Origin of the sequence: Pseudomonas sp. PB120 (assembly GCF_009761815.1) — a bacterium.
In the GTDB taxonomy this organism is placed as follows: domain Bacteria; phylum Pseudomonadota; class Gammaproteobacteria; order Pseudomonadales; family Pseudomonadaceae; genus Aquipseudomonas.
Window position 1 is genome coordinate 36569 of the sequence record NZ_RWIN01000008.1, and the last position, 24194, is coordinate 60762.

Consider the following 24194-nt stretch of genomic DNA (forward strand, 5'->3'; position numbering starts at 1 on the left):
GAAACACCGCCGCTAGAAAAGCGTCAAAGCAGCGGTTTCAGAGTAGGCCAGACATTTTCCAGCAACTTGTCCTGAGCCCCGGCAGCCGGGTGCAATCCGTCGGCCTGCATCAAGTCTGGGTGCCCGCCTACGCCGTCGAGAAAAAACGGTACCAGCGCAATCTTTTTTTCGTTGGCCAGCGTGCTGTAGACCTTCGCAAATGCCTCGGTGTAACGAGCGCCATAGTTGGGTGGCAGCTGCATGCCGAGCAAAAGCACCTTGGCGCCACTGTCCCTGGAGCTGTCGATCATCGACGCAAGGTTTTGTTGCAAATTAGCCGGGGGCATTCCCCGCAGCCCGTCATTGCCACCCAATTCGAGGATCACCAGCTCTGGCTTATGCTCTGCAAGCAGCGCAGGCAGGCGCGCCTGGCCTCCGGCACTGGTGTCGCCGCTGATGGACGCATTGACCACCCTGTCGTCGAAACCTTCGCGCTTGAGCCGTTGCTCGAGCAATGACACCCACCCCAAGCGGGTATCCAGTCCGAAACCGGCGCTGATACTATCGCCAACGATCAGGACAGTACCCGCCGCTGCGTTCTGGGCCATGCACATCAAGGCCAGGCCAGCACTCAAAAACCACACACGCATCGGATTCTCCATGGGCGCAAGCATTCTCACCGCGAAGAACCTCAGCAAAGTGGTTCCCAGCGCGGAAGGTGAACTGACTATCCTGCACGAACTCAGCCTGGAACTGAACAAGGGCGACAGCCTGGCCATCGTTGGCGCTTCCGGTTCCGGCAAATCCACCCTCCTCGGCTTGCTCGCCGGCCTCGACCTGCCGAGCAGCGGCGAAGTCACCCTCGCCGGGCAAGCCTTGAGCCTTCTCGATGAAGACCAGCGAGCCCGAATCCGCGCCGAGCATGTCGGATTTGTCTTCCAGTCGTTCCAGCTGCTCGACAGCCTGAACGCCCTGGAAAACGTCATGCTGCCGCTGGAGCTCGACGGCCGCAAGGATGCCCGTGAACGGGCCACCGAGTTGCTGCAACGGGTCGGCCTCGGCCAGCGCCTGACCCATTCGCCGCGCCAGCTCTCGGGTGGCGAGCAGCAGCGCGTGGCGATTGCCCGTGCGTTTGCCGCCGAACCCGACGTGCTGTTTGCTGACGAGCCCACCGGCAACCTCGACAGCCACACCGGCGAGCGCATCAGCGACCTGCTGTTCGAACTCAACCAGGAACGCGGCACCACCCTGGTGCTGGTGACTCACGACGAACGCCTGGCACATCGCTGCCGGCGCCTGATCCGCCTTGAAGCCGGCCTGCTGGTCGCCCCCCTGGAGCCTTGATGGCACGCCTGCCGCTGTTGCGCCTGTTCAGTCTCGCCATTCGCCAATTGTTGCGCGACGCCCGCGCCGGTGAGCTGCGGGTGTTGTTTTTCGCCTTGGTGGTCGCCGTGGCTGCGAGTACCGCCATTGGCTATTTCGGCGCTCGCCTCAACGGCGCGATGATGCTGCGCGCCACCGAATTCCTCGGTGCCGACCTGCTGCTCGAAGGCAGCTCACCGGCGCGACCCGAACAGATCACCAGCGGCACCGACCTGGGCCTTGAACATGCCCAGGTCGTGGAATTCTCCAGCGTGATTGCCACCGACAATGGCATTCAACTGTCCAGCATCAAGGCTGCCGACGCTGTTTACCCGCTGCGCGGCGAACTGAAAAGCGCGTCCGCCCCTTTTGCCCCGGAAAAAGCCGGTGGCGGTCCGAAACCCGGCGAAGCCTGGGTTGAAGCGCGATTGCTCACCGCGCTGGATTTGAAGATCGGCGACAGTATCGATGTCGGTATGCGCACTCTCAAACTGGCGCGAGTGCTGACCTACGAACCGGACCGCGCCGGCAATTTCTACAGCCTGACACCCAGGGTGCTGATCAACCTCAGCGACCTCGCCGCCACCGGCGTGGTGCAACCCGGCAGCCGGGTCAGTTACCGCGAACTCTGGCGCGGCAACGCGCAAGCGCTGGAAACCTATCGGCAACAGATCAAACCCGGGCTGGCCGCGAACCAGCGCTTGCAGGATGCCCGCGATGGCAACCGGCAGATCGGCGGCGCCTTGGGCAAAGCCGAGCGCTACTTGAACATGGCCAGCCTGGTGGCGGTCCTGCTGTCCGGGGTCGCGGTGGCGCTGTCGGCCACGCGCTTCGCCACGCGCCGCTTCGATGCCAGTGCCTTGCTGCGCTGCCTGGGACTGTCGCGCCGTGAAACCATGGTGCTGTTCAGTTTGCAGCTGACGGTGCTCGGATTGTTGGCCAGCCTCAGCGGCGCGCTGATTGGCTGGGTGGCGCAGCTCGGGCTGTTTGCGCTGCTGCATGATTTGCTGCCCACCGACGTGCCACCGGGCGGCCTGTTTCCGGCCATCGCGGGCATCGGCACCGGGCTGGTGGCCCTGGCCGGTTTCGCCTTGCCGCCCTTGGCGGCTCTCGGTCGTGTGCCGCCCTTGCGGGTGTTGCGCCGTGACATGTTGCCGATTCCTTCCAGCACCTGGATGGTCTACGGGGCAGCGCTCGGCGCCCTCGGGCTCATCATGTGGCGCCTGAGCCTGGACCTGGTGCTGACCTTTGCTCTGCTGGGCGGCGGCGTGATCGCCGCGCTGATCCTGGGCGGCCTGCTGTTGCTGCTGTTGAAGAGCCTGCGCCGGATGCTGGCGCGAGCTTCCTTGCCATGGCGCCTGGGCCTGGGCCAATTGCTGCGCCATCCACTGGCCGCTGCCGGGCAATCCCTGGCCTTCGGCTTGATCCTGTTGTCGATGGCGTTGATCGCTTTGCTGCGCGGCGAATTGCTGGACACCTGGCAGAACCAGTTGCCGAAAAACGCGCCGAACTATTTCGCCTTGAACATTCTCCCGGCCGACAAACAGGCGTTCACCGATCGCCTGATCCAACTGTCCGCAGAATCGGCGCCGCTGTACCCGGTGGTGCCGGGGCGCCTGATCAGCATCAACGGCGAGCCCGTGCAGGAAATCGTCAGCAAGGATTCGGCCGGTGACCGCGCGATCCAGCGCGACTTGAGCCTGACCTGGGCGGCGGACCTGCCGGCGGGCAATAAACTCACCGCCGGCAACTGGTGGAGCGAACAGGCGCCCGAGGACATTCCCGGCGTGTCAGTGGAAGGCAAAGTCGCCGAGAGCCTGAAGCTCAAACTGGGCGATCACCTGGTGTTTACCGTGGGCGGGGTCAATCGCGAGGCGAAAGTCACCAGCCTGCGAGAGATCAACTGGGACAACTTTCAGCCGAACTTTTTCATGATCTTCCAGCCCGGCACGCTGAAGGATTTGCCGGCGACCTACCTGACCAGCTTCTATCTGGCAGCGGGTCATGATCAGCAGATTGTCGACCTGTCGCGCAGCTTCCCGGCGGTGACCATCCTGCAAGTCGAAGCCTTGCTGGAGCAACTGCGCAGCATCCTGGCCCAGGTCACACTGGCGGTGGAGTATGTGCTGTTGTTCGTGCTGGCGGCCGGAATGGCGGTGTTGTTTTCCGGCTTGCAAGCGACGCTGGATGAGCGCATTCGCCAAGGCGCGTTGTTGCGTGCGCTGGGTGCCGAGCGGCAGTTGCTGGTCAAGGCGCGGCGGATCGAGTTCGGCCTGCTGGGCGCGGTCAGTGGCTTGCTCGCGGCCCTGGGATCGGAACTGGTGAGCCTGGTGCTTTACCGGTACGCGTTCGACCTGCCATGGCATCCGCATCCGTGGCTGTTGCTCTTGCCGCTGATCGGTGCCGTGCTGATCGGTGGGGCCGGCGTGTTCGGCACGCGTCGAGCCTTGAACGCCAGCCCTCTGACCGTATTGCGCGAGGGCTGATTGCACCCTGCCTGCACCGTTGGCACGGTGCAGGTCAGTCGGGCCGTGCCACCCCGTAGACAATGCTGTTGATCCACCACAGCACGTCTCCACTCGGGGTCTGAACAACGGCTTCGTCGCCCACCTCTTTCTTCAACAGCGCACGCGCCATTGGCGAATCGATGGAAATGTAGTCGTTGCGGCCGTAGATTTCGTCGTACCCCACGACCCTGAATTTCTTGACGTCACCCGCCTCGTTTTCGATCTCGACCCACGCCCCGAAAAAGACTTTCCCTTCCTGCTCGGGTGAATACTCGACAACCCGCACATCCTCGAGCCGCTTGCGAAGGTATCGGACACGCCGATCAATTTCGCGCAGCAGCTTCTTGTTGTACTGGTAGTCGGCATTTTCACTGCGGTCACCCAGCGACGCAGCCCAGGTGACTTTACGAGTGGTGTCGGGACGTTTCTCACGCCAGAGATAATCGAGCTCTTGCTTAAGGGCCTCGTGCCCTTCTTTTGTGATGATGTTGGTGCTCAAGTCGCAATGCTCACTAACGATTAGCTCCAGCGAAGCCAATACCGAAAACGCCCCGCCGTCGGCACAGGGGACAGGCTCGCGAGCCGCGCCGTGGCGCAGGCTCCGAGTTGTGCACCTTAACAAACTCGAGCCTGCTGTCCCAATCGTTCGCCGTCAGAAATCGACCGTCGCCGACAGCTGCAAGGTGCGCGGATAACCCGGGGAGAACGCACCGTACGAGGCGACACCCGACCAGTACTCACGATCGAAGACGTTCTGGACCGTGGCGCGGAACGTCGTCGGTCGGCCTTCGATCTTGGTGGTGTAGCGAGCGCCTGTGTCGAAACGCGTCCAGGCATCCAGTTCCTGGGTGTTCGCCTGATTGACGTATTGGCTGTCGGTGTAGATGGCGCCCCCGGTCAGGGTGAAGCCTTCCAGCCATGGCGTATCCCATTCAGCCCACAGGTTGGCCTGCACGTCGGGCACGCCCACCGGTTTGTTGCCCCGGTTGGCGGCCGTGGCCGAGTCCGTCAGTTCGCCGTCGAGGAAGGTCACACCGCCCATCAAGCGAGTGCCCGTCGCCACTTCCCCGAACATGCTCAATTCGACGCCACGGTTGCGTTGTTCTGCCTGCACCGAGAACACATTGCCGGCACCCATTTCGCCGCTGGGCTTCTCGATCTGGAACAACGCCAGGGTGGTCATGAAGGTGCCATGTTCATATTTGACGCCGAGTTCGTGTTGCTTCGACTCATACGGTGCGAAGGTTTCGCCGGAGTTGGCTGCGGTGCCCGGGGCGATGTCGCCCTTACTCAAGCCCTCGACATAGTTGTAGTAAAGCGAGACGTCTTCCCAGGGCTTGACCACCACCCCCACCAGCGGGGTCGTGGCGCTGTCGTCGTACTTGGAGCTGACCGAGCCTGCCGCGTTGTAGTTACGCGACTCGATGTCTTGCTTGCGCACGCCCAGGGTCAACTGGATGCGGTCGTCCAGTACGGACAGGGTGTCGGTCAACGCGACGCCGTACAAATCCGATTCGGAGATGCGCAACACTTTCGGCGCGTTGATAAATTGCTTGGGCACATCCACCGGGTGGTAGATGTTCGAATTGATCACCGTCCCGTTGTTGATCCCCCGGGACAGCTCGTCCTGATACCGGGTCGCCATCAAGGTGGTGGTGTGGGTCACCGGCCCGGTGGCGAATACGCCGCGAATCCCCACGTCGGCCGTCGACCGATCGACGTTGAATTTGTAGTAGCCGGGGATGTTGCTGGTGTCGCCGGCATCGTTGAGGATTCGCGGCACCTGATCGGACATGCGCTTGACGTCCGCTTTGCCGCCACCGGCATGGGCGAATACGGTCACTGCGTCATTCAGGTCATACTCGCCGCCCAGCAGCGCCGACTGCTCCTTCGTGTCTGACCAGCCCCAATCCTGCGGCAGATTGGTACGGCCGTTTGGCGCGGACGGAACATCTATACCCGGCGCCACCGTGAAGGGCCGCGAAGGCGCGTCGAAGCTTTCTTTCTGGCTGATGAAGTCAAGGTTCAGGCGCAGGCGCTCCCCTTGGTAATCAAGTGCAATGGCACCGATGTCGACCGCTCTTTCCTGATCATCCACGGCAGTATCACCGCCCTGAAGGCTGCCGTTGAAGCGCACGCCAAACTGGTTTTCATCGCCGAAGCGACGGCTGATATCCAGATGGCCGCCCACTTGCGAGTCCGAGGCGTAGCTGGCGGTGAACCGTGTCAGGTCTTCGGCCAGTGGCCGCTTGGGCACGATGTTGATCACGCCGCCGACCCCGCTGTTCGGCGAGATCCCGTACATCAAGGCACCCGGCCCCTTGAGGACTTCGACGCGCTCGGCATATTCCGTGAACACCCGGTAGTTGGGCGCGACGCCGTACACGCCGTCGAACGCCAGCTCACCCAGGTTGCCTTCGCCCACCGGGAAACCGCGAATGAAAAAGGAATCGACGATGCCACCGGTCTGGCCGGTAGAGCGGACCGAAGGATCGCGCTCCAGTGCATCGGCAACGGTCACTGTTTGCAGGTCGGCCAGGGTCTTGGCGGTGTAGCTGGTCACACTGAAAGGCGTGTCCATCACGTCCTTGTTGCCCATCATCCCCAGGCGCGCACCGCGAGCAACCTGACCGCCGGCCAGCACGCCGGGAAGCGCAGTCGGGCCGCTGTAATCAGCATTGACGTGGGTCTCCCCCAGCGTCAGGCCTTCAGCGCGAGGCTCCGCTTGCTCGGGGTCGGCTGCCCAGGATTGGGCGCTGGTTGTGGCCAGGGCGAAACTCAGCATAGCGGTGCGGATGGCCAGCGTTAATACGCGCTCACCGCAAGGTTGATGTGCAACAGACATGACAAATGGATCCTTCTGACTAGGGCAAAATGGTAATCACTCCTATTTGCCAGTCGAGATCCAAAAAAGTATCACCCGGGGCGCATTTTTTTAACGGGCGCCCCGAGGTGGGTGTTATTGCCTGGCCGTGTTTTCGCTGCCGACCCAGTTCAACAAGCGATGGGTGAACCCATAACTCGCCGCCTGGTAATAGGTGATCGCACGCGCGACCAGAGGGTCGTCGAGCTGCACCGTCACTTCATGGCTGGCGCCCAATGCATCGTCATGGCGTCGCAGCATCGCGCGCGGGCTGAGAATGGCCAGGTCCTTGCCGTCGAACAGGCCCAGGTGCTGGTAATTGCCCACCAATACGCGCGGCGGCAAGGTGGACGGCACCAGCAGGTTACGCCCGAAGAATGTCGATACGTAGTTGAGGTTCAACAGCCCGAGCAGAGTGGGTGCCAGGTCGATCTGACTGGCCAGCTGGCCCTCTTCACGCGCCGGAATGAGTTTGGGCGCATAGATGAACAAAGGGATCTGGTAGTTACGGATCGGCAGGTCTTCCTTGCCTGCGCTGCCGGCGGTGTGGTCAGCGACAAAGACAAAAATCGTGTCGTCGAACCACGGCTTTTTACGCGCCGCCTCAAGGAACTGGCCGATGGCGTAGTCGGTGTACTTCACCGCGCCGTCACGACCGTCACCGGACGGGATATCGATCTTGCCCTCAGGGTACGTATAGGGACGGTGATTGGAGGTGGTCATCAATTGCAGCAGGAACGGCTTTTGGCTGGCGAAGTTTTCGTCTGCCAGTTTCAGCGTTTGCCGGTAAAGGTCTTCATCGGCCATGCCCCAGGCATTTTTGAAATGGATATCCGCTTCGTCGACACTGCTTTGGTCGACGACCCGATAACCATTGCCGCTGAAGAACGCATTCATGTTGTCAAAGTAGCCACGACCGCCATACACAAACACGCTGTCATAACCGACGTGATTGAGCTGTTGGCCCAGGCTGGCAAAACCACTTTCACGGCCGACCCGTTTGACAATGGAACGCCCCGGTGTCGGCGGCATGGACAGGGTAATGGCTTCCAGGCCACGGTCCGTGCGGGTGCCAGTGGCATAAAAGTTGTTGAAGTACAGGCTCTGTTTACGCAACAGGTCGAGGTTGGGCGTCAGGTTGTCGGGGTTGCCATTGCTGCCCATGTACTTGGCGCTGAAGCTTTCGATCGTCACCAGGATGATGTTGTGACGCTGGGGCTTGTCGTTTTGGGTCACGGTGCGGCGGATATCGAGCGAATCCTTGCCGATGAACTGCACGTCGCTTTCCGCCAGCTCCCGATGGATGTTTTGACCCACCACGTCTTTGGGCAAGGTGCTGTAGAACTGATCGTAGTCCAGTTCGTTATTACGAAAGGCGGCGAAGAACTGGTAAGGACCGTTACTGGCCAGCTCATGCTGATAGGTATTGCCGCCCTTGCCGCGCGGCGTGTCCTGATCAACCACCAGAAGCACGACGCCACTCAATGCAAAAATCACCGCGATACTCAGCAAGCGCTGACGCCAGGTCGGAAGCGGTGCATTGAGCACTCGCTGTAAAGGCTTGTGCAGGGCCATGCAAATGACCACCGCGATCACTGCCAGCCCGCTCAGCAGTTTGCCGATCGGATAGGACTCGAGGATGTTGTTCAACACCTCATCGGAATACACCAGATAGTCCACGGCAATAAAGTTGAAGCGTACGCCGAACTCGTCCCAGAACAGCCATTCCGCCACGGCAGTGAACAGCATGGCGAACACGCTGACCGTCAGCAGCCCCTGCAAAAACCAGCGGTGCCCGCACGAACGCCACAACGAGGGCGGGCACAGCAGCACATACAGGCTCATCGGCAGCGCGGCGTACAGTAAAAAGCTCAGGTCATACAAGGCGCCGATGCCAAAGATCGACAGGTAGGCAGTCCCCGCCTCAGAAAGGTGAGTGGCGAGTAACACCAGGCGGGTGAGGAAAAAGATGACCAGCCACAGGCCGGTGATCATCAGCAGGAAACGCAGGGGGGCTGACGCGGGCAGACGCATTAAAAACTCCTTGTTGTGCTCCCCTCCCTTTTTAAAATTGTTGGGCCGATGGTTCGACAAGTCATGGGCACCAGGACATTCCTGTCTTCCGATGCGCGGGGTTACGACTCAGGTGGGGGGGAATCGAATGTACCTGACGAATTAACAAAATTTCGTCAAAAGCGATAGCCCCCCACCGAATCGACATCAAGGCTTGGGCTTAAACGAATAAAACACGTTCGGCTCCGCCACGACATATAAACGACCTTGCGGGTCCATCGCGACGCCCTCCGGGTGCACCTTGGGCGCGAAAAAGTCCTTCACGCCTTCGAGCAAGCTGCGGGAGCTGACAAAGCGACCTTCCTTGTCCAGCTCGATCAACAATTTGGATTCCTCGCTGAGCACGATGAGATGGCCGGTGTTCGGATCGTAATAGGCGTCTGCCAGGTCGTGCCCAAACACGCTGCGGTTCACCCAGTCAGTCCGATCGATCAGGTTGATGGCCAGGTTTCCATTCAGGCTTTTCGTCACGCCCTGGATTTCAAAAATCTGTCGCGGATCGCGCTCCTTGATCGCAAACAAACGGTCGCCGACAGGGTCGTAGGTCACGCCTTCAAAGCCCTTGTTATGCGTGCTCAGGTTGATGCCCACGGTGATGAACGGCTGGTCCGTCCTGCGAATGGTCGCAGACTTCTCGGGCACCTGGATGAACGTCAGGCGCTGGTCACCTTCTTCAGACACCACCACTCGACCATTGCCCATGTAGGCCAACCCTTCGGTGTCGTCAAAGCCTTCCAGCGGGTAACGTTCAAGCACGTTGCCAGCGCGATCGATCGCCGCGATTTGCATGAAGCCGCCATTGGTAATGACCAGCATCCGGTCATGGTCCCAGTCGTAGGTGATGCCCGAAAGGTCTTCGAGCACACCGTCTATCGGCTTCGCCACGACATCAGGCACAAAACCTGGCAACCACAAACCCGGCGGATGGCTGGCGCCGCCCCAGGATTGCTTGGCGGCGTAGTACAGCTGTTGGTGCCAGAAGAAACGATTGGACGCTGCCACCAGCAACCCAAGAGCCAACAACACAAAAATGGAAATACCCAAGCGACGGCGTAGCAGAGCTTTCTGCATCAACACAGTCGCACCCGATTCAAAAATCATGAAAAAACTCCAGCCGTCACAGTGGATGCTTCCAAACGAATGAATAAACCTTGTCCGGCGCGGCGGACTGGCAGCTATGGTTGTCCGCATCCGGGCCCACCAGGAACCACTCCGCCCTGGAGGTATCGCCAACACGGCGAGCTTTTTGCGGGTCGTAACAGCGTTCCAGATTCTGTGCAGGTACTAACGCATAGGCCTGCGGATGGTTACGAAGCCACACGGCTGATTGCTCCAGCGTCCCGCGGCCCGAGAAACCAAAATGCACAATCGGCTGCTGCGCGAACAACCAGTGCCCTTCACGCCAACCGACCAGTACCAGGTCGGCGTTCCCCGTCAGTCGCGCCACTTCGCGCATGATGGTTTCGTGAGGGTTGACGCCTTCCTTGTGCGGCTCGATGAAGCCGCGTACCAGCCACGCGCCCAACCACACGGCGGTCAGTACGACAAACACCGTCCGCCCCTTGGGACGCTTGCCGAACCAACGGCGCAGCATCCAGGGAACCAGGGGTGCCACCAACAGAACCAGCGCGGGGAGCGCAGGGAAGATGTACAACTTGCGCTTGCCACTGCTGAGGCTGAAAAACAGCAACACCAGCGCGACCCAACCGAGCAGCACCAACACCCGACCGTCGTGCTTGAGCAATTGCTTGCGCCAGGCAGGAACCAGCCACGGGAGCATGAAAATAATCGGCACCCAGTACTTCGGAATCACCTGGACGAAGAAATACCAAACCGGCTCGCGGTGCTCCACAGCGTGGGCGTAACGGCCAGCCGTTTGCTTGAGCAGGATTTCCTGGGCGTACGCCACGCTGTCGGCGCTGCCCTGCGCAACGACCACCAGCAGAGGTCCCAGCCAGACCAGAACGGCTGCCAGCGCGACCAGCAATCCCAGCCACCAGGCCCCCGCTTTGCCAGGCATGCGAACCACGCCTTTCCAGCCTTTGCGTACGGCATACGCGTAAGGAATCAGCATCAACACCGGCAGGAAACCCACCCCTTTGCTGATGATGCCAAACCCCATGGCGGCGCAGGCCACGTAGTACCAACGCCAGGCCGGGCCGAGCAACAGGTGCCGGCACATGCCATAGATCCCCAGGATCGTCCAAAGGGCCAGAAAACCATCGATCTGCCCCGTCCGCAGAATGCTGTAGGTCTGGTAGGTCGCGAGAAACAGCGTTGCGGCGATGACACCGACACGCCGGCCCCACAAGCGGCGGCCCAGGTCATACAGGCAGCCCGTGGTCACGGCACCCGCCAACAGCGCGGGCAAGTACAACGCAACTTTTGGCAGGTGGGTCAACTGCACGAACAACGCAACGGTCCACATGAACAGCGGAGGCTTGTCGCCGTAGATTTCGCCGGCGCGATGCGGAATGAACCATGAACCGTTTTGCAGCATTTCCAGGGATACGCCGAGAAAACGCTCTTCATCGACGTTTAACGGTTGGCGCCAACCGAGACCGGCGCCCACCATGACCAACGCCAACACCACAAAAAACAGCAACTCCAACCGCGAAGAAGATAGTCGTATCCGCACCGTCTCAGTCCTTTTTGTCCAGTTCGTGGTTTTCCCGATCACGATACTTGGCGATCAACTGCAAATTGCGCAGGTACACGATGAAACCGAAGGATTGGCCGACAATGAACACCGGGTCTTCACGGTAGATGGCGTAGGCCAGCAGCAATGCGCTGCCGATGATGCTCAGGTACCAGAAGGCCACAGGGATCACGCTGCGTTTTTTGTATTCGCTGTACAACCACTGCAGGACAAAGCGCCCGGTGAACGCCAATTGACCGATGAAACCAATGGCCAGCCACAAAGATTCTCTGCCCATGTCAGACCTCGGACTCTTGTGCGTTGACGTCCAGGCGAGTGCGCTTGATCAGCCACCACACCCCGAACAAATCAAGGATGCCCACGAGCGCCCGGTCGAGATTCCCGTAGTTGGAAACCCCGGCGCCACGCTCACGGTGGTTCACCGGCTGAACCAGCATGCGGCCGTTGTGCCGGCGGATCAGTGCAGGGATAAAGCGGTGCATGTGATCGAAATACGGCAGGCGCAGAAACGCCGTGCGTTCAATCAATTTGATACCGCAACCGGTGTCGGGTGTCTGGTCCTTCAACAACCGGCTGCGCAGGTTGTTGGCAAATCGCGAGGCCCAGCGCTTGCTCGCCGTGTCCCGGCGATTGACGCGATGCCCCGCCACCAGCTTGACGCCGCCGGGCTTGCCTTCCGAACCACGGACCAGGTCGAGCATTTTCGGCAGGTCCGCCGGATCGTTCTGGCCGTCGCCGTCCAGCGTGGCCAGCCAATGCCCGCGCGCCACTTCGGCCGCGTGGTAAATCGAGGTGCTTTGCCCAAGCGAGCGTGCATGACTGAGCACCCGCAACTGGCTGTAGCCACTCTCTTGCAACGTTCGCAGTTCAATGGCGGTGGTGTCGGTGCTCCCGTCATCCACCACGATGACTTCAAAGGTTTCCGTCGCTAGCGCGGCACGCACTTCCTCCAATAGCGGGATGAGGTTGCCTGCTTCGTTTTTTGCTGGAATCAGGACGGACACATAAGGAGTTTCGAGCATGAAGTCCCCGTAAAAAGCTGAAAAGTAAGTGGCTAGACGCCGTAATAGGTGCGGTACCAATCGACGAACGACTGCACACCGGTGGACACCGTGACTTGCGGGCGAAAATTCACCCGTTCTTCCAGCTCACGGGTGTCCGCCCAGGTGTTGAGGGCATCGCCTGACTGCAACGGCAAGAAATTTTTGATCGCGCGGATTCCCAGAGCGTCTTCAATGCACTCGACAAAATCCAGAAGCTTCACCGGCGTACCAAAGCCGATGTTGTAAACCTTGTTTCGCGCGCCGGTCTCACCGGTGGGCGGTAGCGGCATCAATCGCACCAGCCCTTCGACAATGTCGTCGATGTAGGTGAAATCGCGGGACATTGCGCCTTCGTTGTACACATCGATGGGGCGACCTTTGAGGATCGCGTCCGTGAATTTGAACAGCGCCATGTCCGGCCGACCCCACGGCCCGTATACGGTGAAAAACCGCAGGCCGGTCGTCGGGATGCCATAGAGATGCGAGTAGGAGTGAGCCATCAGTTCATTGGCGCGCTTGGTGGCGGCATAGAACGACATTGGTCGATCGACAGCGTCGGTCGTGGCATAGGGCAACTGGTCGTTCAGCCCGTAGACCGAACTGCTCGACGCGTACATCAGGTGCGCCGGTCGATGAGCGCGACAGCCTTCCAGGACGTTAAGGAACCCCACGAGGTTGCTTTGCGCGTAAGTGTCCGGGTTGTCGATGGAATAGCGCACACCGGCTTGAGCCGCCAGGTGGATGACTTGCTCGAACTCGTATTCAGCAAACAATTCCAGTAGCGCCGGTTTGTCGGCCACGTCCAGTAACCGGAACTGAAAATTGCGGCAGTCGGCCAACTGAGCCAGTCGCGCCTGTTTCAGCTCGACGCTGTAGTAGCTGTTGAGGTTGTCGATGCCAACCACTTGATGGCCTTCGCGGCACAGGCGCTTGGCCGTGTGGAACCCGATAAAGCCTGCAACGCCGGTGATCAGAATTCTCATACGCGCCCTTCTGCGCCGGTCCCGACGGGGACAGGTTCACTAGACACAACGACGTTTTTTCCGGCGTCAGCATGGCTGACTGCAACACCTTTACCGCCTGTTTGACGACACACGTGTGCCAGGCGGCTTGGCTGTGTCAGGGCGACACAGCCGCTGCCAAGAACGGTCACTTCCATAAATCACTCTGCTGGATGGCAAGTTTTTCAGTACCTACAAAGGCTTATATCAAAACTTTATGAAAATTTTGTTAGAAAGCATTTCAAGGTGGCCAATCAACAAAACACCGTGGCTGTTTTCCCTTGAGAGCAAAGCACGTAGTCTTCTGTTCCGCGAATTCGGCGATGGCATCGCCGCTCACATTGACCCGCTGTTCGATGCCGTTTAACCAGCGAGGCTGACTGATGCCCCATGCAGGCCCCCTCCAGGGTTCGAGCGTAAGAATCCTGATTTACCTGTTGTTCGCCATCCAGCTCGTCTCCATGGGCGCGATGGAAATGAGCGGGCCGTTCTGGCCTGTGCATCTGCGCGGGCTGACCGCTTCGCAATCGCTCTTCAGCTTCGCCAGCATCGCCGTGTATGTCGGGCCGATGCTGGGCATTATCCTGACGAGCGCGTTCTGGGGCCGTATCGGCGACCGCTACGGCCACAAATGGATGATGATCCGTGCCTTGGCCGGTTTGTCGTTGACCCAGCTCGGGCTGGCACTGTGCAGTGATATCTGGGTGATCCTGATCCTGCGCTTTTTGCAAGGCGCCTTCGCCGGGTACATCGCCCCGGCCCAAGCGTACGGGGTCAGTATCGAAGCCCCCTCGCGACGGGCGCGACTGTTCGCGATTCTGCAGATTTCAACCAACGTCGGCTCATTGCTCGGCGCCGTCGTCGGTGGACTGATCCTCGACTATGCGACCTTCTTCTGGATCAACCTCAGCGCCTCGGCACTGTGTGCCATTTGCACCGTGGTCGCGGCGGTAACGTTGCCGGATGTGCCGCCGGTGAAGAAAACACCGGGGGCGCAGACGACGCCGGCCGGCAGCGTCTGGCAAGGTTCTGCGCTATTGCCACTGTTGGGGGTCATGGGCATTTTGCTGCTGGCGCGAATGCTGCCGCAAACGTCGTTCTCGCTGTACGTCAGCTCGGTGTTCAAGGTCAGCAACTCGGTTGTCGGCCTGTGCTACGGCTTGCTGGCGCTGGGTTTCATTCTCTCGGCCACGGCGTGGTCGCGCTATTTCGAGCACCGCACCCAACAGGACACCCTGCACCGCATCACTGGTGTGGTGATCGGTTGCATCGTGCTGACCGCCGTGGCCGGCGTCACTCGCAACCCCGCCGTGTTTGTCATCGCCTATTTCATCTGGGGCGTGCTGCTGGGCGCCACCACACCGGTGCTGATGGCCCTGATCTCGAAAACCGCCGACAGCTCGCAACAGGGCCATGTGCTGGGCATTGCCCAAGGCACCGCGCAATTCGCATCGATTGCGGGTATCTCGGCGGGTGGTCTGCTGAGTCAGGTCTACGGGTTGCAGTACACCTATCTCTTCGTGTGCCTGGCGTATGGCGTGGCGCTGATTCCGATCGTCGCGCTGCATTACCGGCCCGTGGTCCTGCAACCCAGTCAGGCGCCTCCCGGCGACTGATCAAGGGGGATGCTCAATCGCGCTTGCGCCTCAGGCGGCTTGTCAATTAGCATTGGGAATACTTCTCAATTGCATAAAACTGCCGCCATGAGCGATACCCTCCCCGCGAACAACGACACACATCTGCGCGTGATCGAGGCCCTGTACAGCGGCCATCACGGCTGGCTGTACGCCACACTGCGGAAAAAACTGGGCAACGCAATGGACGCGGCGGACCTGGCGCAGGATACCTTCACCCGCATACTCGCCTCGCGAGTGACGGTCATTGAACAGCCCCGGGCCTACTTGAGCTGCGTGGCCAAGGGCATTCTTGTCAACTGGTACCAGCGCAAGGCACTGGAAAGTGCCTACCTGAATGCCTTGGCGCAGCTGCCTGCCTGCGAGGTGCCCTCGCCCGAATTGCGTTTCATGGCGCTGGAAACCCTGCACGAAATCGATGCGATGCTCGATGCCCTCCCCCCTCTGGTCAAGCGCGCCTTCCTGCTGTCGCAAATTGGCGGGTTGAAGTACGACGACATCGCGACGCAACTGGACGTGTCGCTGATCACCGTCAAGCGCTACATGAAGCAGGCCCTGGTGCAATGCATGATGCTGGTGGAATGAATGAGCAGTCGGCGCAGTGACCCGCAACTCGATCCCGCCGCACTTGAAGAAGCCGCCGAGTGGGTCATGCGCATGGGCGAAAATGAGCTCAGCGACACCGAACGCAACGAATGGGAATGCTGGCGAGTCAGCAGCCCCGAACGGCATAACGCCTGGGCCCGGGCGCAGCTGCTGCAAAGCAAACTGGGCGGCTTGTCGCCTTCGCTGGCGATGTCGGTGCTGGACCGCCCGAGCCATCCTGATCGCCGCGCGGCCATCGGAAAACTGGCGATGATGCTGGCCGTGCTGCCCGCCAGTTGGGGCAGCTGGAAACTGGTGGAGTCCCGGCAATGGACCGCCGACTATCGGACCGCCGTGGGCCAGCGCCGCGAACTGACGTTGGCGGATGGCTCGCAGATCACCCTGAACACGGACTCGGCCATCGATGTGGTGTTTGATGCAAGTCAGCGCCTGATCAATCTGCGCGAAGGTGAAATCCTGGTGCAAACCGCGACGGATGCTTCACCTCAAGCGAGACCGTTCCTGGTACGCACCCCCCAGGGCCGGATGCAGGCATTGGGCACGCGGTTCACGGTTCGCGAATTCCAGGCCCGCACTCACCTTGCTGTGCTCGACGGCGCTGTCCGGGTGGAACTGGCGGACAGCAGTCGTGCAGCCCCCTTGATCGTCAACGCCGGTCAGCGCACTGACTTTTCGTCGCAGCTCTTTGGCCAATTGATCCCCGCAGGCCGCAACGTCAGCGCCTGGGTGCAAGGCATGTTGATGGCGGACAACCTGCGCCTGGCGGACTTCGTCGCGGAACTGGCACGTTATCGCAAGGGCTTCGTGCGCTGCGACCCGGCCATTGCCGAGCTGCGCATTTCCGGCGCCTACCCCCTCAACGATACCCAGCTCACCCTGAAAATGTTGACGCAAACCTACCCCATTCTCGTGACGGGCCATTTGAGCGGCTACTGGGTGACGCTCTCCCCCGCGTGAGGCGCTCAAAAATAATTGCGCGAGGGTGATACTTTTTTCGATCTCAACTGGCAATGAAAGGAAGCACCTTTCAACCTCGTCTCTAGGGTCACCATTTCATGCTTGTTGTACGACCTCGGCATTCGGGTTGCTCACCTGGACGGGCAATCCGCAGTGCGTTGCTGAGTCTTGCCCTGGCCGGGGCCGCTTGCCAGGTGGCTTCGGCCGCTGTTCCCGCACAACTGGATTCCAGCGTCACACGAACCTTCAACATTCCGCCCGGACCACTGGGCGCGACGTTGTCGGGCTTCGCCGTGGACATCGGCATCGCCTTGTCGTTTCAACCCGCAATGACCGAAGGCCTGATGAGCCCGGGCCTGTCCGGGACCTACTCCACGCAGGAGGCGATCAGCCGTTTACTGGCCGGGAGTGGCCTGGAAATGGTCCGGCGCAGCGACGGCACTTACACCCTGGCACCGCGTCCGACCGATGCAGGCGGTTTGACCCTGGACGACACCACCGTCACGGGCACCGATAAACGTACCGGCGGCCTGCCACCCGTTTATCCCGGCGGCCAGATGGCGCGCGGCGGGCGCTTGGGCCTGCTGGGCAACACGGATGTGATGGACGCACCCTTCAGCGTCAGTAATTACACCTCGCAACTGATCAAGGACCAGCAGGCGGTGACCGTCGGCGACCTGCTGGAGCGCGACTCATCGGTGCGGTCCACGGGCCAGACGGGCGGCATCGTCGACTCGTTCTTCATCCGTGGTTTTCCCGTGGGGGAAGGCAACCTCGGTGAACTGGCGTTCGACGGTGTGTACGGCATCGCGCCCAACTACCGGGTGTTCACGGATTACGCCGAGCGCATCGAGGTGATCAAGGGCCCCGCCGCCCTGCTCTACGGCATGTCGCCGAACAGCGGCGTGGGCGGCGTCATCAACGTGGTGCCCAAGCGCTCCCTCGACGAGGACCTGACCCGGTTCACCGCCAGCTACGCCATGGACGCGCAGTTCGGCGGGCACATCGACCTCAGTCGACGCTTTGGCGAGGAGCGCCGGTTTGGCGTGCGCATCAACGGCAGCACCCAGCAAGGCAACACCGCCATCGATGACCAGTCGCGGGATGTCGATATCGGCGCCGTCTCGCTGGACTATCAGGGTGAGCGACTGCGGACCACGCTGGACCTGATCAGCCAGAAAGAACAGTTCGACGCGGCTTCGCGGCCGTTCCTCATTGCGTCTGGGGTGAAGATTCCCTCCGCCGCCAACGGCCGCACCAACGTGAGTCAGGCATGGGGCTGGGCGCAAACCCGTGACAAAGCGGCCTTGCTTAGCGCCGAATATGACCTCAACGATGCCCTGACCGTGTTTGCCCATGCCGGCGGAGGTCAGTCGGACGTGGCGCGCATGTCCGACCAGACGCCCACTGTCCTTAATGCCGCCGGCGATACGTCCTCGATCCCGGGTTACTACACGTTCGACGTCGACCGCTACACCGTCGATGCCGGCGCCCGCCTGCGATTCGACACCGGCCCCATCGGCCACAGCACCACACTGCAAGTCAGCCGTTATCGCGATGAACTGAAACGCGGGATCATTTCCGGCCCGGCAGTGCTGTCGAACATCTACCACCCGGTGGATCGCCCGAAACCCGAGATCGACACCCCGGACGCGCTGAAAGTATCTGAAACCGAACTGTCCGGCGTGGCCCTGGCCGACACCCTGTCGGTACTGGACGAACGTTTGCAGGTCACCCTGGGTGTGCGCAAACAGAATATCGAGTCCGATAACTTCAACCGGGCCGGCGCCGTGACCACCTCCTACGACCAAAGCGAGACGACGCCGCTGTTTGGCGTGGTCGTCAAACCCTGGGATCACGTTTCGTTCTACTACAACCACATCGAAGGCTTGAGCAAAGGCGACATCGCGCCCGCCACCGCCTCGAACTCGGGCGAGATCTTCAAGCCCTACATCTCCCGGCAGCAGGAAGTCGGGGTCAAGGTCGACTACGGCACCTTCACCTCGACGCTCGCCCTGTTCCAGATCGAAAAGCCCAGTGGCGAGCAGGCCTCGGGGGTGTTCTCGGTACAAGGCGAACAGCGCAACCGTGGCGTCGAGCTCAACGTGTTTGGCGAAATCGCCCAGGGCACGCGCCTGCTGGGCGGCGTGACGCTGCTCGACGCGGAGCTGACCAGGACCAGCGTCGCCGCTAACCGTGGCAACAACCCGGTCGGCGTTCCGGACGTCCAGGCCAACCTCTGGGCCGAATGGGATACGCCGGGCGTCGAAGGGCTGACGCTGACCAGCGGCGCGATCTACACCGCCAGCCAGTACGTGAACCAGGCCAACACCCAGGAACTGGAGGCCTGGACCCGCTTCGATGTCGGTGCGCGTTACGCCACCCGTATTGCGCAGCGACCCACGACGTTTCGCGCCACGGTGCAGAACGTCTTCGACCGCGAGTACTGGTCGGGCGTCGCTTCATACGGTGCGTTCTCCCAAGGTTCGCCACGCACCCTGCAACTGTCGGCAACTGTCGATTTCTGAAACGTTCAGCCCCGGACAACGGCTTGAGCCGTACCGGCCTGGCCTCTGCAAAGGTTCCCATCATGGCCACTTTTTATCGACCCGGCGCCTTCGCTGCGCTGCTCCTGGCAGGCTTGATCGGCGTCATCGTGTTTTTCGTAACGCCTCGCGGTGCGGTCGCCGCCGATAAGGACCCCGCGATCGGCACCGTGACCGACCTGCTGGGGCGCAAGGTCAAGGTCCACCTGCCGGTGCGACGGGTGATCCTGGGTGAAGGCCGCCAGTTGTACCTGGTCGCGGCACTGGATACGCAAAACCCCATCGAACGCATCGTGGGTTGGCGCAAGGACTTGATTCAGTCCGACCCGGACACCTATGGCGCCTACCTGCGTGCGTTTCCCGACATCGCGAAGATCCCCACCTTTGGCGGTTTTGAGGATGGCACCTTCGACATCGAGCAGGCGATTTCGCAGAACCCCGATGTGATCATTCTGAACATCGAAGCGCAGCACGCGACCGAGGATGCGCGTTACATCGAGAAGCTCGACGCCTTGGGCATTCCGGTGGTGTACGTCGATTTTCGCAACAACCCGATGCAAAACACCGAACCGACCATGCGCCTGTTTGGCCAACTGTTTGGCAAGGAGCAACGCGCCGAGGCCTTTATCGATTTTCGCAACCAGCAGATCCATCGCGTCACCGACGTCATCGAGGCGCAACACCCGTCCCGTCCGAGCGTGTTCATCGAGCGCATCGGTGGCTACACCGATGATTGCTGCCTGAGTTTCGGCAACGAAAACTTTGGCCTTTTCGTCGACATGGCCGGCGGCAATAACATCGCCCGCACCGTCATTCCCGGCACCTTCGGCCAATTGAACCCCGAGCAGGTCATCGTCGCCGACCCGGCCCACGTCGTCGTCACGAGCGCCAACTGGGAAGCCTTCGCCCCGAGCGGGCACTGGGTCGGCGTCGGCCCGGGGGCGGACATGAACCAGGCCAGGCACAAACTGGCGTGGTACACCCAACGCCCGGCGTATGCGGGTATCAAGGCCCAGAACGACCAGGCTTTTCATGCCATCTGGCATCAGTTCTACAACAGCCCCTATCAGTTCGTGGCGATCCAGCAACTGGCCAAGTGGTTTCATCCGACCCTGTTCGCCGATCTCGATCCCGACGCCTCGTTTCGCGAGCTGCATAAGCGATTTCTGCCGGTGCCGTATGAGCCCGGGTATTTCGTGAGCCTACAGAAAGAGGAGGTCAAACCATGAGTTCGCTCGGTGAAGCACAGATCGTGCAACGGGACGCCTATCGCCGATTGGTGCTGCGCAAACGCCTGATCCTCGGCGGGCTCGTGGTGTTGCTGATGTTCAGTGTGCTGCTTGACCTGGCCCTCGGGCCGGCGAGTTACAGCTTCACGCAAGTGCTTGGCGCGCTGTTTTCGCCGGACACCGCGCCCGCCCAGGTTCGGGTCGTGATGTGGGACATCCGCCTGCCGGTTGCGCTGATGGCCGTTGCAGTCGGCGCGGCACTGTCGCTGGCCGGTGCGCAGATGCAGACCATCCTCAACAACCCGCTGGCCAGCCCGTTCACGCTGGGCATTTCCGCAGCGGCCAGCTTCGGCGCGGCCATGGGCCTGGCCTTCGGGGTCGCGTTGTTTCCGTTGGCGGCGCAGTACATGGTGCCGGTGAACGCCTTCATCATGGCCATGCTCTCGGCGCTGTTGATCCACTTCCTGAGCATGCGCCGTGGCGTCACCGCCGAAACCATCGTGCTGCTCGGTATCGCGCTGGTCTTCACGTTCAATGCGTTGCTGGCGCTGGTGCAGTTTTTTGCCACCGAGCAAGCCGTGGCGGCCGTGGTGTTCTGGACCATGGGCAGCCTGACCAAAGCCACCTGGCCAAAACTGGGGGTGATCTGCCTGGTGATCCTCATCACCCTGCCGATTTTTGCCAAGCGTGCCTGGGCCCTGACGGCCCTGCGACTGGGCGATGACAAGGCCGCCAGCTTCGGCATCAATGTGCGCAGCCTGCGCTTTCAGACGCTGATCATGGTCAGCCTGCTCGCCTCGTTCCCGGTAGCCTTTGTCGGCACCATCGGTTTTATCGGGCTGGTCGGACCGCACATTGCGCGGATGCTGATTGGTGAGGATCAACGGTTCTTCCTGCCGGCCTCGCTGCTGACGGGTTCGCTGATTTTGTCCGCGAGTTCAGTGGTCAGTAAAACCCTGATCCCGGGCGCAATTTTTCCCATTGGCGTGGTCACCTCGTTGATCGGCGTGCCGTTCTTCATTTCTTTGATTCTTGGCGGAAAGAAAAACTCATGGTGAACCTCCAGCTCGACAACCTCGGCGCCCGCTATGGGCAACGCGAGATCATTTCCGGCGTCACCACCGCCGCGTTCACCGGCGGGCAGGTCGTGGCGGTGGTCGGCCCCAATGCGGCGGGCAAGTCAACGTTGTTCAAACGCATGGCCGGGCTGATCGATGGCCCGGGACAGGTCATCCTGCAGGGCTCGAAAAAAGGCCACCAGGGCATCAGCTACATGCCCCAGGGGCTGAATGCCAGTGCCCGCCTGACGGTTTACGAATCGGTGCTGCTGGCGCGCAAACAACTGACGCCCGGCTGGGTCGTCCACGACGATGAACTGAAACTGGTGGACGAGATTCTCGCGGCACTCGGGATCACCGAACTGTCCTTTCGCAACCTCGGTGAACTGAGCGGCGGGCAGCAACAGCTCGTGTCGATCGCACAGACCCTGGTGCGCGAACCGGAGGTCCTGCTGATGGACGAACCGACCAGTGCGCTGGACATGCACCGCCAGGTCCAGGTCCTGAATTTCATGCGGGCGCTGGCTCGAAAGCGCGAGGTGATCGTGTTCATCGCGATCCACGATCTGAACCAGGCGCTGCGCTTTGCCGACCAGGTATTGGTGATCGCCGACGGTACGACCCAAGGCAGTGGTCCCAGCAGCGAAGTGATTACCGAATTGATGCTGCGCGCTGTCTACAAGGTCGAGGCGCGGATCGAAAGATGCAGCCGTGGTCTGCACCACATCCTGATCGACGATATCGTCTGATTCGCCGACCCAAGTGAAAATGACAGGCATTAACGTTCTTTTTACGTTTTTTTCTCATTGGGCGCTCTACAGTCGCAACTCCATGCATGCAAATGATTCGCATTGATCTTCCAGCGAGTCTACCTGCACGATTCTTAAACACCGGAGCTGCGACTGAATGAATCCCCCTATCCCTTCGTTCGTTAAAAAAGCACTGCTTGCCACCGCGCTGATCAGCGCCGGACAGGTGTATGCGGCTGACCCCGTCGGCATCGTGGTCTACAACGCGCAACACGAAAGCCTGACCAAAGCCTGGGCCGCGGGCTTTACCCAGGAAACCGGCATTCCGGTCACGCTGCGCAATGGCGACGATACCGAGATGGGCAACCAGCTCGTGCAGGAAGGCGCGGCCTCCCCCGCCGACGTATTCCTGACCGAAAACTCCCCGGCCATGGTGCTGGTCGACAACGCCGGGCTGTTCGCGCCGGTTACGCCGACCACCCTGGAACAGGTCGGTGCAGCGTACCGTCCGGCGCATGGCAAATGGGTCGGGATCGCGGCGCGTTCCACGGTGTTCGTCTACAACCCGAGCAAACTGCCGGAAGCCCAATTGCCCAAGTCGCTGATGGACCTCGCCGGTCCGAACTGGAAAGGTCGTTGGGGCGCTTCACCGGCCGGTGCCGACTTCCAGGCCATCGTCGCGGCGGTGCTGGAACTCAAGGGCGAAGCCGCCACGCTCGACTGGCTTAAAGGGTTGAAGGCCAATGCGACGATCTATCGTGGCAACAGTGCGGTCCTGAAAGCGGTCAACGCCGGGCAGGTCGACAGCGGCGTGATCTATCACTATTACCACTTTGGCGATCAGGCCAAGACCGGCGAAAACAGCAAGAACACCGCCCTGCACTACTTCAAACACAAGGACCCGGGCGCATTTGTCAGCGTCTCGGGCGGCGGCGTCCTGGCGTCCAGCCAACACAAGGAACAGGCCCAGGCGTTCCTGAAGTGGATCACCGGCAAGGACGGCCAGGCCATCCTCAAAAACGGCCAGTCGTTTGAATACGCGGTGGGTAAAAACGCCGAGTCCAACCCGAAACTGGTGCCGTTGCAACAGCTCGACGCACCGATGGTCGATGCTTCGAAACTCGACAGCAAAAAGGCTGTGGAGCTGATGACCCAGGCCGGACTGCTTTAACCGCCGACTGATACTTGCGAACGGGTGAAGACGCTCCCCGGGCGTCTTCACCCGTTCGAATTCAACAGCAATACCTGCACGTGACTGGCAACTAATTCCCTCGGCAGACGACTTGTCTTTTAACGAACTGATCCCGAATAACGAGATCAACCTGAATGACTTGAACGTCATACATAACCAACTATCGCTGTAAGACTTTCCCCCTCTAAGACGTCAGAGCGATCAACGCTCTTAGCGTGTTTGCCGGGTTCGCGGATAAACAATTTGCCGACCGGTTTTTCATGCTTCTTTCACAAAACCGCGATTAACCTCTTGAGGTTGCGCAGCCCCTATTGCGAGCACTTGCTCACCTCTTTTGGCGTGAACTTTTTTTCCGGAGCGTTTGATCAATTTTTTCAGGTAACTGATTGATGCAGCTTTTGTTTTAGCGTCTACGCTGTCGTTGTATGCCTGTTTTTAGCCCTTAAGGCTATTCACTTTTCAGCCCCGAGGTGCCCATGACTGAAGCGTTTCTTCCGTGCTCGCGCCTGACTATCGGCGACGAAGAAATGGCCGCCGCAGGGCAACTAGTGCGCACCCTGAAAACATTTATGGGCACAGGCTTCGAACAGTGCAAAGGCGATCTCGTGGTCACCGTTGACGGCCTCACTTCCACTTCTTCCGATCAGGTTCTCTCATGAGCGTTAAAGCTGTTGTCTTCGCCTATCACGATATTGGCTGTGCCGGCCTCGAAGCCCTGCTGGCCTCCGGTTTTGAC

General features: G+C 60.7%; 20 protein-coding genes. 11 read left to right on the plus strand and 9 right to left on the minus strand.

Translation table 11 applies throughout. The features are described from left to right. Positions 1-23: 23 nt before the first annotated feature. On the minus strand, positions 24-629 hold the full coding sequence (locus EJA72_RS00765; RefSeq protein ID WP_157709646.1) for an arylesterase: 606 nt from the start codon (positions 627-629) through the stop codon (positions 24-26). Positions 630-639: 10 nt separating this feature from the next. On the opposite strand from EJA72_RS00765, the gene EJA72_RS00770 reads away from it, so the two are divergent. Beyond that, positions 640-1323: an ABC transporter ATP-binding protein gene (locus tag EJA72_RS00770; protein ID WP_157709647.1), complete on the plus strand. Its 684-nt coding sequence runs from the start codon at positions 640-642 to the stop codon at positions 1321-1323. Beyond that, positions 1323-3827, plus strand: coding sequence for an ABC transporter permease (locus tag EJA72_RS00775; protein ID WP_157709648.1), 2505 nt, complete (start codon positions 1323-1325; stop codon positions 3825-3827). The genes EJA72_RS00770 and EJA72_RS00775 overlap by 1 nt, the downstream gene beginning before the upstream one ends. A 34-nt stretch (positions 3828-3861) precedes the next feature. Here the strand turns inward: EJA72_RS00775 and greB are convergent, their stop codons facing one another. From greB to EJA72_RS00815, 8 genes are all read right to left on the minus strand, one after another. Further along, positions 3862-4347 carry a transcription elongation factor GreB gene (greB, locus tag EJA72_RS00780; RefSeq protein ID WP_157709649.1) on the minus strand — a complete coding sequence of 162 codons (486 nt, stop codon included), beginning with the start codon at positions 4345-4347 and terminating at the stop codon, positions 3862-3864. Between the two features lie 153 nt (positions 4348-4500). Then, complete coding sequence (locus EJA72_RS00785; protein ID WP_157709650.1) at positions 4501-6693, minus strand: TonB-dependent siderophore receptor; 2193 nt, start codon at positions 6691-6693, stop codon at positions 4501-4503. 114 nt (positions 6694-6807) lie between these two features. Continuing rightward, positions 6808-8745 carry an LTA synthase family protein gene (locus EJA72_RS00790; protein WP_157709651.1) on the minus strand — a complete coding sequence of 646 codons (1938 nt, stop codon included), beginning with the start codon at positions 8743-8745 and terminating at the stop codon, positions 6808-6810. Between the two features lie 186 nt (positions 8746-8931). Continuing rightward, entirely contained in the window at positions 8932-9885 is a 954-nt protein-coding gene (locus EJA72_RS00795; protein ID WP_256679609.1) for an SdiA-regulated domain-containing protein, read from the minus strand. A 16-nt stretch (positions 9886-9901) separates the two neighbouring features. Next, positions 9902-11359: a glycosyltransferase family 39 protein gene (locus EJA72_RS00800; protein ID WP_157709667.1), complete on the minus strand. Its 1458-nt coding sequence runs from the start codon at positions 11357-11359 to the stop codon at positions 9902-9904. Positions 11360-11426: 67 nt separating this feature from the next. Continuing rightward, positions 11427-11720, minus strand: a complete 294-nt coding sequence (locus EJA72_RS00805; protein ID WP_157709652.1) for a lipid-A-disaccharide synthase N-terminal domain-containing protein — start codon at positions 11718-11720, stop codon at positions 11427-11429. Position 11721: 1 nt separating this feature from the next. Next, complete coding sequence (locus tag EJA72_RS00810; RefSeq protein ID WP_157709653.1) at positions 11722-12465, minus strand: glycosyltransferase family 2 protein; 744 nt, start codon at positions 12463-12465, stop codon at positions 11722-11724. 32 nt (positions 12466-12497) lie between these two features. Next, positions 12498-13469: an NAD-dependent epimerase gene (locus EJA72_RS00815; RefSeq protein WP_157709654.1), complete on the minus strand. Its 972-nt coding sequence runs from the start codon at positions 13467-13469 to the stop codon at positions 12498-12500. A 401-nt stretch (positions 13470-13870) separates the two neighbouring features. Here EJA72_RS00815 and EJA72_RS00820 point away from each other — a divergent pair, with 401 nt between their 5' ends. The 9 genes from EJA72_RS00820 (at position 13871) to EJA72_RS00860 (ending at position 24117) form a co-directional block, all read left to right on the plus strand. Further along, positions 13871-15103, plus strand: coding sequence for an MFS transporter (locus EJA72_RS00820; RefSeq protein ID WP_157709655.1), 1233 nt, complete (start codon positions 13871-13873; stop codon positions 15101-15103). Positions 15104-15190: 87 nt separating this feature from the next. Next, entirely contained in the window at positions 15191-15706 is a 516-nt protein-coding gene (locus EJA72_RS00825; RefSeq protein WP_157709656.1) for a sigma-70 family RNA polymerase sigma factor, read from the plus strand. Beyond that, positions 15707-16684: a FecR domain-containing protein gene (locus EJA72_RS00830; RefSeq protein WP_157709657.1), complete on the plus strand. Its 978-nt coding sequence runs from the start codon at positions 15707-15709 to the stop codon at positions 16682-16684. It abuts the gene before it with no gap. A gap of 98 nt (positions 16685-16782) precedes the next feature. Beyond that, positions 16783-19212 carry a TonB-dependent receptor gene (locus tag EJA72_RS00835; RefSeq protein WP_157709658.1) on the plus strand — a complete coding sequence of 810 codons (2430 nt, stop codon included), beginning with the start codon at positions 16783-16785 and terminating at the stop codon, positions 19210-19212. Between the two features lie 62 nt (positions 19213-19274). After that, positions 19275-20459: an ABC transporter substrate-binding protein gene (locus EJA72_RS00840; RefSeq protein ID WP_157709659.1), complete on the plus strand. Its 1185-nt coding sequence runs from the start codon at positions 19275-19277 to the stop codon at positions 20457-20459. Then, positions 20456-21517, plus strand: coding sequence for an iron ABC transporter permease (locus tag EJA72_RS00845; RefSeq protein ID WP_157709660.1), 1062 nt, complete (start codon positions 20456-20458; stop codon positions 21515-21517). The genes EJA72_RS00840 and EJA72_RS00845 overlap by 4 nt, the downstream gene beginning before the upstream one ends. Beyond that, complete coding sequence (locus EJA72_RS00850; protein ID WP_157709661.1) at positions 21511-22266, plus strand: ABC transporter ATP-binding protein; 756 nt, start codon at positions 21511-21513, stop codon at positions 22264-22266. The genes EJA72_RS00845 and EJA72_RS00850 overlap by 7 nt, the downstream gene beginning before the upstream one ends. A 157-nt stretch (positions 22267-22423) precedes the next feature. Next, positions 22424-23437 carry an iron ABC transporter substrate-binding protein gene (locus tag EJA72_RS00855; protein WP_157709662.1) on the plus strand — a complete coding sequence of 338 codons (1014 nt, stop codon included), beginning with the start codon at positions 22424-22426 and terminating at the stop codon, positions 23435-23437. 497 nt (positions 23438-23934) lie between these two features. Continuing rightward, complete coding sequence (locus EJA72_RS00860) at positions 23935-24117, plus strand: hypothetical protein (RefSeq protein ID WP_157709663.1); 183 nt, start codon at positions 23935-23937, stop codon at positions 24115-24117. Positions 24118-24194 lie beyond the last annotated feature (77 nt).